Genomic DNA, 15,466 nt, shown 5'->3' with positions numbered 1-15,466 from the left:
AGTCTGGACTTTAATTAGTTCAGACTTTTTTTTACAACCTTTTTTTCGTGCTTCACGTATATGCTGTATAAATCTGCCTGAGGATTTTTTTTCATAAGGATTTAGGATTTATTTTAAGATGTATGGGTTTAGTCGAAAAAGCACCTTAGTTTTTAGGGTGCTTTTTTTAATTTCAGAAATTCAAAATAAAAAAAACACAAAGCCATTTGACTTTGTGTTTTCAAAAGAATTTAGAAATATTATTTAGTTTTTCAATTTTATCAAAGACAAAAATTCTTCTTTTTTCAAAGCATTATTAAAGGCACCTTCAAAAAATGAAGTCACTGTAGAACTGCTTTGGTCAGCGATTCCTCTTGAAGATACACAGAAATGATCTGCATCGACTACAACTGCAATATCATCCGTTTTAAGAGCCTCTTTTAGAGCATTTCCGATTTGAATGGTCATTCTTTCTTGTACTTGCGGCCTTCTGGCATAATGATTAACCAATCTGTGCAGTTTCGAAAGACCAATTACGTTTCCTGACGAAATATAACCAATATGAACTTTACCCACTATCGGCACAAAATGGTGTTCGCAGTTGGAGTAAAAACTAATATCACGTTCTACAAGTATCTCATCGTACTTATAATTGTTATCAAATAGCGTAATAGAAGGCATATTTTCAGGATTTAGACCAGAAAAAAGCTCTTTTACATACATTTTAGCTACTCTTTTAGGAGTTCCCATTAGGCTGTCATCGGTCAAATCTAAGCCTAATGTTTGCATGATTTCTTTAAAATGGCCAGCGATGACTTCTATTTTTTGGTCATCAGACATATCAAAGGCATCTTTTCTCAATGGCGTGGCAATGTTGGTCATGATATGATCATCGCCTATTTCTTGGTCATGGATAGCCTTAAGCTGGGTATTCAACATAGTTTCTTTCAGTTTCAAATAAAGTTATTTTTAAATCAAATTTTGTATCAATCTTCTGACGAAGAACATCATAAATCACTACAACTATATTTTCGGCTGTAGGGTTTAAGTTTTTAAAATATTCTACGTCTAAATTTAGATTTTTGTGGTCAAATTTATCAAGTATATTTTCCTTGATAATGTCACTAAGTATTTTCAAATCAAATACATATCCAGTTTTTGGGTCTGGATATCCTGTGAGCTTTACCAACAAATCATAATTGTGCCCATGGTAGTTGGGATTATTACATTTGCCGAAAATCTCTTGGTTTTTTTCATCGCTCCACTCGGGGTTAAATAACCTATGAGCGGCGTTGAAATGTTCTTTCCTAATTACTGATATTTTGTTCAAAATAAGGTTTTTTTAGTCTTGTACAAAGTCTGTGTACTACACAATCAAAAACGGACTGGCTGGTTTTGATATTTGTCTAACGAATGAAAGTTTAATATTGTTCAAATAAAAAAAAATATTACATTAGTAAAAAAAATTAATAATTATATGGATCGTAGAAATTTTCTGACAACTAGCCTAGCCACATCTGCCATTCCTTTTCTAAATGTCAATGCGGCTCAGAAGGATAAAAAAGTAAAACTAGCTTTTATCGGAGTGGGTCTAAGAGGAAGAAACCATGTTGAACAAGCCATTTATAGAGACGATGTAGAAATAACCGCTATTTGTGATATTGATCCAGATGCCATCAAACGTACCTTGGCCATTACACAGAAAGCCAATAGGAAAGACCCAGCGGTGTACGGAAAGAATGACAATGATTTTATAAATATGCTCAAACGCGATGACATTGACGGAGTGGTTATAGCCACCCCATGGGAATGGCACGTACCTATGAGTGTGGAGTCGATGAAGGCCGGAAAATATACAGCTGTGGAAGTCTCGGCCACTGTTACCTTGCAAGAATCTTGGGATTTGGTGGATACTTATGAAAAAACGGGGTCGCATTGTATGATTCTGGAAAACGTGTGCTACCGCAGAGATGTAATGTCGGTGTTGAACATGATACGCAAAGGAATGTTCGGTGAAATGCTTTATGCACATTGCGGATACCAACACGACCTCAGGGAAGTCAAATTTAACGATGGGAAAAACTTTTATGGTGGAGGTGTGGAGTTTGGAGAAAAAGCAATATCAGAAGCTAAATGGCGTACGCAACATTCTATCGATAGAAATGGGGACATTTATCCAACACATGGTCTTGGTCCGGTAGCTCACTGGCTGGATATTAATAGAGGTAATAAATTCAATTATCTGACTTCCACTGCTACCAAGGCCAGGGGTTTGCACAAACATATTGTGGACAAAGGCGGTGCTGATCATCCCAACTCCAAGGTCAAATTTAAGTTGGGCGATGTGGTGACTACCACAATTCAGTGTGAAAACGGAGAGAACATAGTCATCATACACGACTGTAACTCACCAAGACCTTACTCGTTGGGTTTTAGGGCTCAAGGTACGGAGGGCATCTGGATGGACGATAACAAATCTATCTACCTTCAGGGCAAAAGTCCGAAGGCCCATGCTTGGGAGCCGTTTAAGCCCTATCAGGAGGAACATGATCACCCAGTTTGGAAAACCCACGCTCAAACAGCCGAAAAGGCAGGCCATGGTGGAATAGATTTTTTTGTGCTGCGGGCTTTTATTGAGTCGGTAAAAAACAAGGTTGCTCCACCAATTGACGTTTATGACGCAGCGGCTTGGAGTGCCATTAGTCCATTGTCAGAACTTTCCATAGCTCGTGGAAGTTCGCCCGTTGAAATCCCGGATTTTACCCGAGGCAAATGGAAAACGAACAAAAGGATTTTCGGTTTAACTGAGAATTATTGATTTTGAATAAATTATTTTGATTGTTTTTAGGTTGTAGGAGAAATAACACTTTATCATTTGAACAACAAAATTGCAGTAATTACGGGTGGTACTTCTGGTATCGGAAAAGCGACAGTTGAAAAACTTGTTACTTTCGGAACTACAGTGATTCTTTTGGCTAGAGATACTCAAAAAGCTGAATCAGTTAAAAAAGAGATTTTGATAACTTTTCCGAATGGGAAGGTGGATGTCTTTGCTGGAGATTTAGAAGATCTGAATTCTGTAAAATCCGCTGCTGAGGAAATTAAAATGAGATATCCCCAAATAGATATCCTCATTAACAATGCAGGAGGTGTTTTTTCTAAGTTTGAAAAAACTATGGACGGTTTCGAGGTTGGTTTTCAAGTGAATCATTTGGCTCATTTTCTATTGACGCAAATTTTGCTTGACAATTTGCTAAAATCTGATGCTGCCCGTGTTATCAACTTATCGTCTGAAGCCCACAGAATTGGGAAGTTTAGTGTTGGAAATCTTAACGCCGAGAAAAAATTTAGTACTTGGAAACAATACGGAGCTACAAAATTGATGAACATCCTGTTTACGAAGGCTTTGGCTAACAAATATGGGGATAAAGGTTTACTGTCTTTTGCCATTCATCCAGGTGTGGTGAAGTCAGGTTTTGGAGCAAATAATGGTGGCTTTTTGAAATATTTCAATAAAATGCCTTTTTTGATAACACCCGAACAGGGGGCAGAAACAAGTGTTTATTTGGCCACTCAATCAAGCGAAAAACTGTCAAATGGCGGATATTATAAACGATGCCAGATTTCGTATTCATCGCTTGAAAGCCAAGACCTTGTGGCCCAAGAGCAACTTTGGGAAATTTCTATGAAAATGATAAAACCTTATTTATAAGCCTACTAATTGACCTTCTACAAAACTGGTGTCGGGTTTTGAGAGAAAAAGCTTTTGAATGCTAAAAACGGAATACGCTTGTAGTTTTCCGTTTTTTATTTTCATTTTAATTTCAGAGGCATTCTTAAAAAGATAGTTGGAAGTGCTAATTTCTACCGAAATTTCTTTAGAATCTTTTTCTTTCAATTTTTCAATGGTCATCTTTTTGACAGGTAAAGATTCCGATTTTTTGAGTTTATAACTGATAATTCCCTTATTTTCAAATATTTCATAGCTATTCACAAAAGCACTTTTATTTAAATCAGCTTCAACAAAAAGGCTCAATTCCTTTGTCCATTCAATATCTTTAGTAGTTTTGGTTTCTTTTTGCTTACCGATTTGCCAAGTCTTAAGTACCTCTGGTTTTTGGTTTTCTAGGCTGAGAATTAGAGACTCAGAGAATTCTTTTAAATCAAAGTATTTCTTGTTTAAAAGTTCTTTTTCTTGATTACAAGATAGTAACAGTAAGGGTATTAAAAGGATTATCTTTGGCATTTATTAATGGTGAATGTCTTCAATTCTGAATAGGTGAAAAGGCAAAATGTTAGGATCTAGGGAAACAAAATTGTTGGCACCTTGCCAAGTGTATTTCGCACCTGTAATGAGGTCATGAACCAAATAATACTCTGTTTCGTGTTTGTCTAGTTTGTGCAATGGAAGGTTTAAAATACCCGATTGCGTATGGTAACCTTCGAGATTTACGACCAAAAGCAGCCTGTTTCCGTTTTCATGGGTTTTTATATAGGCCAACATATTATCGTTAGAAATCTCACAAAATTCTATGTTATTGGTGTGTTGTAGGGCCGAATTTTGTTTTCTTATACGGTTTACCTCCGTATAAATGTGGGTTATTTTGTTTCGCTTTTCCCAATCCCAATATTTTATCTCATACTTTTCTGAGTTTTTATATTCTTCTTTTGGGGTGTTGGCGTCATGATACAAATACTCATAACCTGGCCCGAAAACGCCATAATTACTTGATAATGTCGCAGCCATAAAGTATTTTATCAAAAACAATGGCTCATGCCCAGTTTGTAAAATATATGGATTGATATCGTGTGTATTTGGCCAGAAATTTGGTCGGAAATAGTCTTTCATGTCAGATTTGGTCAACTCAGTCATATATTCTATCAGTTCGGCTTTCGAATTTCGCCACGTATAGTACGTGTATGACTGCGTAAAACCAACTTTTGCTAGCTGTTGCATTACTTTTGGTTTCGTAAATGCCTCTGACAAGAAAATCATTTCGGGGTAAACCTCACGAGTTTCGGCAATTACCCACTCCCAAAAACCGAAAGATTTCGTGTGTGGATTGTCCACTCTTATAATTTTTACCCCCCATTCTGCCCAAGTAAATATTACACTTTTTAACGATATCCAAAGGTTTTGCCAGTCATCACTTTCAAAATTTATAGGGTAAATATCTTGGTATTTCTTAGGTGGATTTTCAGCATATTTTATTGTTCCGTCTGGTAGAATTTTGAACCAGTCGGGGTGCTCAGCCACCCACGGATGGTCGGGCGAACATTGAATGGCCAAGTCCATGGCCAGTTCCATATCATATTTTTTGCATTCTTCTACCAGATGTTTGAACTCCTCTAAAGTGCCTAATTCTGAGTGTATTGCAGTATGTCCTCCTTCTGAGGAACCGATTCCATAAGGTACGCCAGGTTCTCCGGGCAAGCATTCGGTCGAATTATTTTTGCCTTTTCTGAAAGTAGTACCAATTGGATGCACAGGTGGTAAATACAGCACGTCAAAACCCAATTCTTGAATACGTGGCAAAAGTTTTTCTACGTCTTTAAATGTCCCATGTTCGCCCTCTGCTCTTGCAGCCGAGCGTGGAAATATAGAGTACCATGCTGAAAACTCCGCTTCTTTTCGGTCAGCAAAGACTTTTCTTTCCTCTGACCAGCACACGTTTTCTTTGATGGGGTATTTTTCTATCCATTGGTGAATTTGCTCGCTTCTACAAATCCAAATGGCTTCTTCATATTGAGAGGACGATTTAAAAGCCGAAATTGCTTTTTTAATCGCTTCTTTATCAGTGCCTTTGGCTACTTTTAATATAGTATTCAAAAACTCGAGACCAACCAATAATTCCACTTCGAGGATAAGTCCAGCTTTTATTTTTTCGTCAACTTCGTGCTGCCAAGTAGCAAAATGATCTACCCAAGCTTCTATTTTGAAACTGTAAAATCCTATTTTTTCTACCAAAAACTCACCTCCAAATCTATCATTTCCCTGGCCAAACATTTGGCTCTCATTCCAGTTTTTGTCGGTTTGATGTTTGGTCCAAAGTCTCTGTCCAAGATAATCATGTCCATCTATCAATATATCTGCTGAAACGTTCACTTTATGCCCGATCACAGTCTTGGTTGGGTATTTGCCGGCGTTTAATTCGGGTTTAATGTTTTCAATAACTGCTCGGGTTTTGCCATCAATTGGAAGCATTATTTTATTTTTTGTCATAGGTGTATTATTTTGTCGCTCAAAAATATTACTTATGTTTCAAATTGGCCTTTATTTTAATTAATATTTTGCATTTTTGTCATATTAATGCGTGCAAGATTCACGTTAGATCCTTTAAAATTACATAAATCTAATATTTCAATGAGATACCTATTTGTATTGTTTTTGTTAGTCAATACTTCTCTGAAGGCCCAATCGCTCAAAGGGGCATGGCAAAATACCGACAAGGAAACTACTACCACTATCATAGCCACAGATACTTATCTGACCGTCAATGTGTACGATTTAGGTGGTAAAAAGTTCATAGAATCATGGGGTGGAGAATATACCATAGGGGCTACCAATGAGGCTTTTATGGAGATTGAGTTTCATTCTCAGAATCCTGCTGTTGTGAATTCTTCACAATCGTATAATATAAGTCTCAAGAAAAAAACTCTGGAATTTAATGACAAGAAATTTCAAAAACTTGATTTTGCAAAGGAAAATGCCCTTTCTGGACTTTGGAGAATAGCTGCAAGAGCCAATGAAAAAGGTGAAATGACAGAAATGAAACCTGGCCCAAGAAAAACCTTGAAGATTATGTCTGGTGGCTACTTTCAGTGGTTTGCCATAAATACACAAACGCGTGAATTCTCAGGAACGGGTGGGGGGAGATATACGCTAGTAAATGAAAAATATACCGAAAAAATTGAGTTCTTTTCAAGGGATAACAACAGAGTAGGGGCGGAGTTAAGTTTTGAGGCTGCTGTAAACGGTAAAGAATGGACACATTCTGGCAAAAGCTCAAAGGGAGATCTCATCAAAGAAATCTGGACTATGCAAGATTAATTCCTTACATAAACCCCCTTTTCTGTGCTTTTGTATTTGGCTCCTAGTTCAGGTATGTTTTCGAAAATTGCGGGGATCACATTTTCACCGTCAATTATAACATCTGGCATGTCTTTTCTAAAATTATTGTAAATATTAGAAAGGCTCATATAATTATTTGGATTTTTAAAATCGGCTTGGGCAAGGCTCCAGCTTAGATATCCAGTGGCCATGCTATTGGTCATGTAGGCATCTATATGCTGTCCTGTTACGAAGATTCGCTTCCCTTGATATTGGGGAGCTAGGTCGGGTTCTTCTACTTTAAAATTCGAGAGGGCATTGAGTTGGTATCCCATTACAGACTTTGCTCCTGTTACGGATACAAACAAAATCGTTACAAAAAACAGCATAAAAAGAACTTCAGGAATTAGCATTTTTTTGGCATGAATAAAAAAGCCTGCACAAAAAAATGACAATGGAACAATCATATAAATTAGATTCGAGGGTACATATTGACCTGAGATAAGAAAAGCCGCCAATGAGAAAAACGAACTAATGATAATCAACTGATGAGACCTATTTTGGAAACTGTTGTATCTGTGACCTCTCAAAACCCTGATTATTCCGAAAAGCCCTACAGTCATAGGTAAAACCAATGCTATAAGAATATCTCTGAAACTTAAAAGTGATATATCGAAAGTGGAGTTGAGATTAAATAGCCAAATATTGGTAAAGTAATCCGCTTGGTCATTAAAATAAAAATACAAATACATAAAAAATATAGGCATGAGATATGCCAAAATGACCATAAACGTTTGTCTCAAGTTAATACCTGTATAGAGAAATAATACTAAAACTGCCCAAACGATAAGGATAAAACTGGGCAAGTGAAAAAGTGTTGCTATACCTAAAAATAACCCACTCTCAAAAACATCATCACCTACGCCTTCTCTTTTTTCAATTTGCCTTAAAGTGGAATTTAAAGACATCAGAACAAATGTGTTTGCCATTAAGGCAGGAGAAAGTTTCATGAAATCAAAAGAGGCGTTCATTAATGTAAGAAATATCAGCCCTGGGATATAATTTTTCTCATTGAATAGGTTTCTTCTATTTGCTATGAAAACAAAATATAAAGTTTGAAAGAAGATTACAATCGTTGCAATGGTTTCGTAAACGAATTGGTTTTTTCCTGCCCAAAGGTCTACCATTTGGTAAATGAAGCTAGAAAGCGGTCCAACTTGTGTTAAAACTTCGCTGTAGAGTTTAAGTCCTTCATTAAGCTTTTCTCCAACAAGCATCCACTCCAACTCATAGGTAAGTAAGGGCAATTTGCTGCCTATATAAATCATTTTTATACCCAAAAGCAATGCTAGAAGGGTAATAACCTGAAAGATGGAGTTAATTCTGAAAAACGTTAGCAAAGCCTTGTATTTTTAAATAATAAGGTGCAAAAATATCATTTCGTTTACGGATAAACCAAAAATAAGCCTGATATTTGTAAAATAATTCTGGTGGAGAATAGGTTTAGAATAAATGCTGAATCGTTTTTGGCATCTAACATCCAGATTTTTAAATTGAGAAATGGAAAGTAAAAGACAAAAGCAGGTAGGTAGGTTGATTCAAAAAGATTTAGGCGAGATTTTCCAAAGAGACTTTAAGTCGCTTTTTGCAGGAAATTTCGTTACGATCACAGATGTTAAACTTTCTCCTGATCTCAGTGTTGGCCGTGTTTATTTGAGTTTTTTGAAAACTGATAATCGCGAAGAAATACTGCAAAACATAAAAGAAAGCACAAAAAAAATAAGAGGTCTGTTTGGTCAAAAAGCTAAAAATCAACTTAGGATAATTCCAAATTTTAGTTTTTTTATAGATGATACAGCTGAGTATGCTCAGAAAATAGAAGAATTGTTTGCCAATATCCACATTCCACCTGCTGAAGAAGACGAAACCTCAGAATAAGAATGAATCTGCCTTTTTTTGTTGCCAAGAAGTATTTTCTTTCAAAAAAAAAGAGAAGTTTTATAAACTTTATTTCTATCATTTCCATGCTGGGTATTGCACTTGGCCTTACCTCGCTCATTATCATTCTTTCGGTTTTTAATGGCCTTGAAGATCTCAATAGGCAAATTTTTAAGGCATTTGATCCGGATCTAAAGGTCACATCAACACTCAAGAAAGGTTTTTACCCTACGAAGGGGCTTATTAAAAAAATCAATAATGTGGACGGTGTGGCATATACTATGGAGGTGTATCAAGACAAGGCTTTGGCCAGGAGTAAAGATGCCCAAATGATAGTAGTGCTGAAGGGTGTAGATAGCACGTTTACAAAAAATGTAGAAATGAAGAAGTCTCTGATTGAAGGTAAAATGTCTATTTATAACGGAGAAAGACCTGTGGCCTATATTGGTGGTGGTGTTTACTCCGTTCTGGACTTGAGCGTCGAAGATTATCTCAGTCCTTTGGGTATTCTATATCCTAGAAATCAAAAACTTAATGTGTTGAATCCCGAAGAAAATATTAACCAAGTAAATGTTGAAGTGTCTGGCGTATTTGCTTTGGAGCAGCAATATGATAATTATGTTTATTTGCCTCTTGCAACTGTAGAGCAATTGATAGATGCTCCCGGAAAACGGACGAGTTTGGAAATTACTATAATGCCAGGTTATGAGGTAGCATCAATAAAAAATAAAATTGCGAAGATTTTAGGAGCAAATCTACAAATAAAAGATCGTGATGAGCAAAATGATTCCTTGCTAAAAGCTATCAAAATAGAGAAATTATTCATATTTGTGGCTTTGTTTTTTATAATCGGAATAGCCTCTTTTAATATTTTTTATGCATTGAGTATGCTCGTAATTGACAAAAAAGATGATATTCAGACACTGTCATCCATTGGGGCTGGTCAAAGCTTAGTGAAGACCATCTTTTTAGCAGAAGGTTTTCTGATTTCTTTCATAGGTGTTTGCCTAGGTTTAGTGCTGGGACTAGGAATATGCTTCATTCAAATGCATTTTGGAGTTATTTCATTAGGAATGCAATATGCTACAGTAGATGCCTATCCAGTAAAAATTATACTTTCTGACATTGTTTTTTCTGTGCTTGGAATATTTCTGATAACATTTCTAGCGTCGTTGCTTCCTGCAACAAAAGCACAGAAATTTATGTTAAACCAAAAAAGCTAATACTTGATGAATTGCCGTTCTATATTTACTGTCATGGTGTTTTTGATATCTTTTGTGTCTCAAGCACAAGATTTTAAAACTAATGTGATAAACAAGAAATGGATTTTAGTTACTGAAAAGGCAGAGAAGTCAGAATCTATAAGATTTATACCATATGCCAAAGATAAAGTTACACTCAATACCATGATTTGGGTTTTTAGAACAAATGGGCGGATAGAATATGACTACCAATCTAGTGAAGATGTGGAAGCTTGCTTGGGCGTAGATTTTTTAGACTTAGACGTTGACGCCTGCACTTGGAGATTTAATTCTGCTAGTCAATCTATTTTGTTAACGTTAAAAGGCGGATATGCAAGTATTGATGATTTTGTTTTAAAAAATGAATATGATTTTCGGTCAATAGAAGTTGAAAATAGTGAAGTGGGTTTTGAATTGGTTTTGAAAAAAAAGGTTTTCTATCGCAACCTTAATTAATATTTTTTATGAAAATGAGTGTTTTGATTATACTGTTATTGGTCAGCAATTTGGTTTTGGCTCAAATTCAGCAAACACAAGATTTAAAATTTGACTTAATACACACAGAGCTAAAGATAAAACCAATTTGGATCAATCAGACACTTGAAGGAACTGCTGTATTGACACTCAAGCCTTATTTTTATGAACAAGAAACCTTGGTGCTCAATGGCAGAGGATTTTTAATAAATAGTGTTCAGATAGGTCAAAAAAATGTAAAATTTAATTATGATAGCGAACAAATAGTTATCTCTCTTCCTCAAAAATATACAAGGAAAGACACTTTGGTGGTGATTATAAAATATGTGGCTCAGCCAGAAAAGATAATTTCTCAAGGCAGTGATGCCATAGTAAGTGATAAAGGTCTTTATTTTATAAATCCACTGAATACTTTAAATGGCTTGCCAAGGCAGCTTTGGACACAAGGAGAGACACAAGCCAATAGTGGTTGGTTTCCAACTATAGACACCCCAAATCAAAATCACTCACAAGATATTTATCTCACTGTAGAGGAAAGCTTTACAACTTTATCAAATGGCCTTTTGGTTGGTACTCAACCGCATGATGATGGCACAAAAACTGACCATTGGCAGATGAAAACACCACATGCTGTTTACCTCACAATGATAGCTGCAGGTAATTTTAAGAAGGTGGTAGATAGTACTTTTAAGCGTTTTGAAGTGAGTTACTATGTTGAGCCAGAGTTTGAAAAAAATGCATTGGATATCTTTGGAAGAACGCCTGAAATGATTTCATTTTTTGAGAAAATACTCGGTGTGGACTATCAATGGTCAAAATATGCTCAAATACCTGTACGAAAGTATGTATCTGGTGCTATGGAAAATACTACTGCCACTGTACATTCTAAAACTGTACTAAAAACTGGAAATCAACTGGTAGATGGAAATGATGATGGAGTTATAGCTCATGAACTTTTTCACCATTGGTTTGGAGATTATGTAACTTGTGAATCATGGTCACATTTGCCTCTAAATGAGTCATTTGCAAATTATTCGGAGTTTCTTTGGGCAAGTCAAAAATATGGTAAAGATGAAGGCGACTTGGTTTATATCAACGCCCTTCAGGATTATCTTTACGAAGCCACTCAGAAACAAGTACCCTTGATTAGGTTTGATTATGCAAGCAGAGAGGATATGTTTGATGCCCATTCTTATCAAAAAGGAGGGAGGGTTTTGCATCAATTGAGAATGGAAGTCGGTGATGAGGCTTTCTTTGCAGCTTTAAATCATTATTTAAAAAGTCATGCTTTTCAAACAGCTGAAATAGAAGACCTTCGTATTTCTTTTGAAAAAACAACGGGCAGAGATCTAAAATGGTTTTTTGACCAATGGTTTAAACTTCCTGGTCATCCGAGGCTCAAAGTACTTCAAAAAGTAGAAAACAAAAAACTGCATTTGTCAGTAAGTCAGGTTGTTGATTCTGTAAATCAGATGATTTATAAGCTAAGATTGCCTTTAAAGATATTTACAAGCAAGACTATTTCGGAAAAGATAATCGAGATAGAGAAACAAGAGCAAGATTTTATTTTTGATTTGGAAGGGGACTTAAAAAACGTTTTGTTAAATCCTGATGGATATTTTTTAGGAGCTGTAGATCATGTTAAAACTACTGAAGAATTGGTGTTTCAGTTTCAAAATTCGTCTTCAGTTTATGGCAGATTATTCGCATTAGAGGCACTCACTTTCAAGCCTGAAGATGGAGTAGGGGAGAACCCTCTACAGAATAAAGCTATTAGGGACTTGACAGTGGATGCACTTAAGGATACTTTTTGGAAAATTAGACAAACGGCTGTACAAAAGCTATTTGATTATGATGGAGAAGACTTTCTTAAAGTAGAAAAAGCTTTGCAGAATTTGATTAAAAATGAAATAAAATCAAATGTGAAGGCAGATGCCATATTGGCTATGAAAAACTTCCTAAATCCTCAAAATGATTTATTATTTAGGGCTGCATTGAACGATTCTTCCAATCTTGTAAAATCAGCAGCTCTGGAAGCATTGTTTACAAATAAAGTTGCAGATGCTTCAGAATTGGCAGAAAAATTCTCGGGCAGTTATGATAATTCTATATTCGCCTCTGTGGCAAACTATTTTTCGGAGAATCCTCAGTCACAACACTATGATTGGTTTATGTCGCGATTAAGCAGAATGGAAGGCGTTGAAGTTTATCAATACTTAGCAATATTTGGCTCATATTTGGCTCGGTCGGATAAAGATTTAATTGTGGAATCTATTCCTTATCTTACCGATTTAGCCTCTAACGAGCCTGAGTGGTTTGTTAGAATAAGTGCGGCTCAGATTCTAGACATGCTCAGCGATGAAAACAAAGAAGCCGAAAAAGCTCTGAAGCAAGTAATATTGAAGGAAAAAGACGAAAGGTTGATTAATTATTACGAGCAATTCAAAAAATAGATGTGGAGCGATTATCTCAATTTTTTATCTAAACTTACTTTTAAGAGAGCTTATAATGCACTTGGACTGGTATTTGGGTATATTTTATCCAAATTAACCAAAACGCCAGTTAATGGTTTTTTGCCTGTTGCATTGGCTATTGAGCCCACCACATCTTGTAACTTGCGATGCCCGGAATGTCCGAGTGGACTGAGGTCTTTTACGCGGCCAACAGGTATGTTGGAAACAACTCTTTTCGAGAATGTTATTTCTGAACTCAAGGATACTTTGTTGTATTTGACTTTTTATTTTCAAGGAGAGCCTTTTTTGCACAAAGATTTTTTAGAAATGGTCAAGTTTGCTTCTGAGAAAGGTATCTACACATCTACCTCAACAAATGCTCATTATCTAAATTATGAAAATGCAATTGCCACCATAAAGTCGGGCTTAGACAGAATTATAATTTCATTAGATGGAACCACACAAGATACCTATCAACAGTATAGAATAGGTGGCTCGTTAGATAAAGTAATAGAAGGTACTAAAAACCTAATTGAGGCTAAACATAATCTCAATTCTTCCACTCCGCACATCATATTTCAATTTTTGGTAGTAAAGCCTAATGAACATCAAATCGGGGAAGCTAGAGAACTTAGCAAATCTCTTGGCGTGGATGAAATTAGATTTAAAACGGCCCAAATTTATGACTATGAAAACGGTTCCGATCTTATCCCTAAATCGGATAAGTACACCCGTTATAGAAAAAATGTCAAAGGTAAATATGAGATTAAGAATAAACTTCTCAACCACTGTTGGAAAATGTGGCATTCGGCAGTAATAACCTGGGATGGTTTAGTGGTGCCCTGCTGTTTTGACAAAGATGCAGAATATCGTATGGGTAATGTTTCTAAACAAACTTTTAAGGAGGTTTGGATGTCGGAAAAATATTTAAACTTCAGGAAACAACTTATAGGTTCTAGAAAAAACATAGAAATGTGTAAAAACTGTACAGAAGGGACAAATATTTGGGGTTAATCACATACACAACGAAAGTTTTTTCCGTATTATAGGTATTGGTTCGACTTTTGTGGGCTATTATTTTCAAGATATTTATGCCATTGAGAGAAATAATTTTTGCGTTTTTGATTTTGAGTAACCTGTTTTGTCATGCTCAGGAGTCTAGAGATGGATATTTGATTGAATGTGAAGCTTCTGAAAGCAACGAAGATGTCGCTTTTTTAGGTCCAATTTTAAAAAACTCAAGACCTCAGGCCAATACTGCAACTATAAATGTCACCTATTCTAATTTCCCAAGTGACGCTAAGGATGCATTTCAAGCCGCTGTAGATGTTTGGCAAAGTTTACTGATTTCTAAGGTTCCGATTAAAATTACAGCTACCTGGGATGCCATCAGTAGTAATACATTAGCTACCTCTGGGGCAAAAAAAGTATATAAAAATTTTGCAAACTCACCTATTAGAGATGTTTGGTATCCTTCGGCTTTAGCTGAGTCAATAGCTGGGGTAAATTTAAATGGCACTGAAGCAGATATAGCTATCACTGTTAATAAAAATATTAGTTGGTCTTTTGATACAGATGGAACCCGGCAAGCCTTTAAGTATGATTTAATGACTGTGATTTTGCATGAAATAGCCCATGGATTAGGTTTTACAACTTCTATGAAACTGGCGGGCACAAACGAAACCCAAGCTCAATGGGGTATAGAAGGGTTGCCATTGATATATGATATATTTTCGCAAAGGTCTAGTGGTCAAGTACTAACCAATACTGCAATTATTGGTAATCCATCCACTCAATTAAAAGCAGCAATAACAAGTGCAGATGTCTTTTTCAAGATTTCTTCTGGACCTTTGTCAAAAGATTATCCAAAAATGTACGCTCCTACCACTTATCGAAGTGGAGGTACACTTTCGCATTTAGATGAGTCCAAATATCCGAAAGGCACTGAAAATTCTTTGATGTCGCCGCAAATTGGTGCTGCCGAAATCAATCATTACCCAGGTCAGGTTATATTGGGTATATTGAATCAAATTGGCTGGGGAGTTTTAAAATATGATGGATTTGTGATTACGGCCACAGAGCCTCAGGATAATTCACAACAAATGTTTATTTACCCCAATCCTTCTCCAGACGTTTTGAACGTAATTGTTCCCGAAAAATACCACGATAAAACTATTGTGGTTGAAATATTTGACATGAGAGGCGTATTGATGCATGAAGAAATTATCGAAAGTCAAACAAATGCAAAAATAAACATACAGAAATTACCTTTCGGGAAGTATATTTTGCGAATTGCTCAGAATGAATCTATTCAGTTTATCAAGAACTAA

The 15,466-nt window shown here is 36.0% G+C and carries 14 protein-coding genes; 9 read left to right on the top strand and 5 right to left on the bottom strand.

The window, feature by feature from the left end:
• Nucleotides 1-243: 243 nt before the first annotated feature.
• Together folE and EGI26_RS13755 are read right to left on the bottom strand one after the other, a co-directional pair.
• Nucleotides 244-936 (bottom strand): GTP cyclohydrolase I FolE, encoded by a 693-nt coding sequence (gene folE / locus EGI26_RS13760; RefSeq protein ID WP_255079124.1) that lies wholly within the window; start codon nt 934-936, stop codon nt 244-246.
• Nucleotides 899-1,309: a 6-carboxytetrahydropterin synthase gene (locus tag EGI26_RS13755; protein WP_303626757.1), complete on the bottom strand. Its 411-nt coding sequence runs from the start codon at nt 1,307-1,309 to the stop codon at nt 899-901. The genes folE and EGI26_RS13755 overlap by 38 nt, the downstream gene beginning before the upstream one ends.
• A 147-nt stretch (nt 1,310-1,456) precedes the next feature.
• On the opposite strand from EGI26_RS13755, the gene EGI26_RS13750 reads away from it, so the two are divergent.
• Both EGI26_RS13750 and EGI26_RS13745 read left to right on the top strand, forming a co-directional pair.
• Entirely contained in the window at nt 1,457-2,797 is a 1,341-nt protein-coding gene (locus tag EGI26_RS13750) for a Gfo/Idh/MocA family protein (RefSeq protein ID WP_255079123.1), read from the top strand.
• A 57-nt stretch (nt 2,798-2,854) separates the two neighbouring features.
• Entirely contained in the window at nt 2,855-3,691 is an 837-nt protein-coding gene (locus EGI26_RS13745; RefSeq protein ID WP_255079122.1) for an SDR family oxidoreductase, read from the top strand.
• On the opposite strand, the gene EGI26_RS13740 is transcribed toward EGI26_RS13745, so the two are convergent.
• Together EGI26_RS13740 and EGI26_RS13735 are read right to left on the bottom strand one after the other, a co-directional pair.
• Complete coding sequence (locus EGI26_RS13740; RefSeq protein WP_255079121.1) at nt 3,686-4,225, bottom strand: hypothetical protein; 540 nt, start codon at nt 4,223-4,225, stop codon at nt 3,686-3,688. The two genes, EGI26_RS13745 and EGI26_RS13740, sit on opposite strands and share 6 nt — an antisense overlap.
• Nucleotides 4,226-4,228: 3 nt before the next feature.
• Entirely contained in the window at nt 4,229-6,202 is a 1,974-nt protein-coding gene (locus EGI26_RS13735; protein ID WP_255079120.1) for an alpha-1,4-glucan--maltose-1-phosphate maltosyltransferase, read from the bottom strand.
• Nucleotides 6,203-6,343: 141 nt separating this feature from the next.
• Here EGI26_RS13735 and EGI26_RS13730 point away from each other — a divergent pair, with 141 nt between their 5' ends.
• Entirely contained in the window at nt 6,344-7,030 is a 687-nt protein-coding gene (locus EGI26_RS13730) for a membrane or secreted protein (RefSeq protein ID WP_255079119.1), read from the top strand.
• On the opposite strand, the gene EGI26_RS13725 is transcribed toward EGI26_RS13730, so the two are convergent.
• Nucleotides 7,027-8,430 (bottom strand): hypothetical protein, encoded by a 1,404-nt coding sequence (locus EGI26_RS13725; protein ID WP_255079117.1) that lies wholly within the window; start codon nt 8,428-8,430, stop codon nt 7,027-7,029. The two genes, EGI26_RS13730 and EGI26_RS13725, sit on opposite strands and share 4 nt — an antisense overlap.
• 160 nt (nt 8,431-8,590) lie before the next feature.
• Here EGI26_RS13725 and rbfA point away from each other — a divergent pair, with 160 nt between their 5' ends.
• The 6 genes from rbfA (at nt 8,591) to EGI26_RS13695 (ending at nt 15,466) form a co-directional block, all read left to right on the top strand.
• A complete protein-coding gene (gene rbfA, locus EGI26_RS13720) occupies nt 8,591-8,968 on the top strand; it encodes a 30S ribosome-binding factor RbfA (protein ID WP_255079116.1) in 378 nt (125 codons plus the stop codon).
• Between the two features lie 2 nt (nt 8,969-8,970).
• The gene (locus tag EGI26_RS13715; protein ID WP_255079115.1) at nt 8,971-10,191 is read left to right on the top strand and encodes an ABC transporter permease; all 1,221 of its coding nucleotides are present in this window, start codon (nt 8,971-8,973) and stop codon (nt 10,189-10,191) included.
• A gap of 6 nt (nt 10,192-10,197) precedes the next feature.
• A complete protein-coding gene (locus EGI26_RS13710; protein WP_255079114.1) occupies nt 10,198-10,665 on the top strand; it encodes a hypothetical protein in 468 nt (155 codons plus the stop codon).
• Between the two features lie 8 nt (nt 10,666-10,673).
• The gene (locus EGI26_RS13705; RefSeq protein WP_255079113.1) at nt 10,674-13,136 is read left to right on the top strand and encodes a M1 family metallopeptidase; all 2,463 of its coding nucleotides are present in this window, start codon (nt 10,674-10,676) and stop codon (nt 13,134-13,136) included.
• Nucleotides 13,137-14,150: a radical SAM/SPASM domain-containing protein gene (locus EGI26_RS13700; RefSeq protein ID WP_255079112.1), complete on the top strand. Its 1,014-nt coding sequence runs from the start codon at nt 13,137-13,139 to the stop codon at nt 14,148-14,150.
• Nucleotides 14,151-14,227: 77 nt separating this feature from the next.
• On the top strand, nt 14,228-15,466 hold the full coding sequence (locus tag EGI26_RS13695; protein WP_255079109.1) for a T9SS type A sorting domain-containing protein: 1,239 nt from the start codon (nt 14,228-14,230) through the stop codon (nt 15,464-15,466).

Origin of the sequence: Lacihabitans sp. CCS-44 (genome assembly GCF_024343735.1) — a bacterium.
Classification (GTDB): Bacteria; Bacteroidota; Bacteroidia; order Cytophagales; family Spirosomataceae; genus Leadbetterella.
The sequence above is the reverse complement of the archived record's forward strand: the minus strand, read 5'-3'. Positions and strand labels throughout refer to the sequence as shown.

Excerpts from the sequence above, each read along its gene's own strand:
- EGI26_RS13700 (WP_255079112.1), top strand. The coding sequence starts at position 13,137 with ATGTGGAGCGATTATCTCAATTTTTTATCTAAACTTACTTTTAAGAGA.
- EGI26_RS13735 (WP_255079120.1), bottom strand. The coding sequence starts at position 6,202 with ATGACAAAAAATAAAATAATGCTTCCAATTGATGGCAAAACCCGAGCA.
- rbfA (WP_255079116.1), top strand. The coding sequence starts at position 8,591 with ATGGAAAGTAAAAGACAAAAGCAGGTAGGTAGGTTGATTCAAAAAGAT.
- EGI26_RS13750 (WP_255079123.1), top strand. The coding sequence starts at position 1,457 with ATGGATCGTAGAAATTTTCTGACAACTAGCCTAGCCACATCTGCCATT.
- EGI26_RS13715 (WP_255079115.1), top strand. The coding sequence starts at position 8,971 with ATGAATCTGCCTTTTTTTGTTGCCAAGAAGTATTTTCTTTCAAAAAAA.
- EGI26_RS13740 (WP_255079121.1), bottom strand. The coding sequence starts at position 4,225 with ATGCCAAAGATAATCCTTTTAATACCCTTACTGTTACTATCTTGTAAT.
- EGI26_RS13730 (WP_255079119.1), top strand. The coding sequence starts at position 6,344 with ATGAGATACCTATTTGTATTGTTTTTGTTAGTCAATACTTCTCTGAAG.
- EGI26_RS13710 (WP_255079114.1), top strand. The coding sequence starts at position 10,198 with ATGAATTGCCGTTCTATATTTACTGTCATGGTGTTTTTGATATCTTTT.
- EGI26_RS13705 (WP_255079113.1), top strand. The coding sequence starts at position 10,674 with ATGAAAATGAGTGTTTTGATTATACTGTTATTGGTCAGCAATTTGGTT.
- EGI26_RS13695 (WP_255079109.1), top strand. The coding sequence starts at position 14,228 with ATGCCATTGAGAGAAATAATTTTTGCGTTTTTGATTTTGAGTAACCTG.